The sequence below is a fragment of the Clostridium sp. SGI.024 genome, assembly GCF_050315195.1.
In the GTDB taxonomy this organism is placed as follows: Bacteria; Bacillota; Clostridia; order Clostridiales; family Clostridiaceae; genus Clostridium.
Genome location: NZ_JBNPON010000145.1, coordinates 1 through 1003 on the forward strand (window position 1 = coordinate 1; position 1003 = coordinate 1003).

General features: G+C 34.3%; 1 protein-coding gene. It reads left to right on the forward strand.

The window, feature by feature from the left end; genetic code table 11:
- Window positions 1-9: 9 nt before the first annotated feature.
- Window positions 10-1003: group II intron reverse transcriptase/maturase (ltrA, locus tag ACQRD5_RS17120; protein WP_427747109.1), on the forward strand; the 994-nt coding region annotated here is incomplete at its 3' end.

The following is a 1003-nucleotide window of genomic DNA, read 5'->3' on the forward strand; positions in this document are numbered from 1 at the left end:
TTTTGAAATTTGAAAGTTTCGCAGAATAATCAGAGATTGCAGAAAACTAAATATTTAGGCTCTAGTGCTAAAGATAGAGTGGAACTCGAAGATAGGCAAAGAGTGCATAGAGGATTCTCGGCAACTTCAAAGGGAGAAACAAGTGAATTTGAATATGGCTCATTAGAGAGAATACTATCAAGAGATAACTTACTTACAGCAATGAAAAGAGTTATTTCTAATAAAGGTAGCCATGGAATTGATGGAATGACAGTCTATGAACTTAGACAATTTCTTAAAGATAACTGGCTACAAATAAAAGAGAGCATTCTAAATAATGAGTATAAACCAATGCCTGTTAGGAGAGTTGAAATACCAAAGCCTAATGGTGGAATTAGATTATTAGGAATACCAACAGTCTTGGATAGGTTTATTCAACAAGCAATTGCTCAAGAACTAAATTATATCTACGACGAGAATTTCTCAGAAAATAGTTTCGGCTTCCGTCCTCGAAGAGGAGCGAAAGATGCTATACAAAAAGCTGAAGCCTATATTAATGATGGTTATAGATGGGTTGTAGATATAGACCTAGAGAAATTCTTCGATAAAGTTAACCACGATATACTTATGTATAAACTTTCAAGAGACATAAAAGACAAGAGAGTACTAAGGTTAATAAGGAAATATCTTCAATCTGGGATAATGATTAACGGAATAGTAGTCGCAAGTGAGGAAGGAACTCCGCAAGGTGGTCCACTAAGTCCGCTTTTATCTAATATAATGCTAGATGAATTAGATAAGGAATTAGAGAAAAGGGGACATAAATTCTGTCGCTACGCTGACGATTGCAATATTTACGTTAAGAGTAAGAGAGCTGGAGAAAGAGTTATGGGGAATATAACAAATTTCATAGAAGGTAAGTTGAAATTAAAAGTAAATAGAAGTAAAAGTGCAGTAGAGAGACCATGGAAAAGAAAGTTTTTAGGATTTACGATAATACTATCTTTTGGGAAAGCTTGCTCTA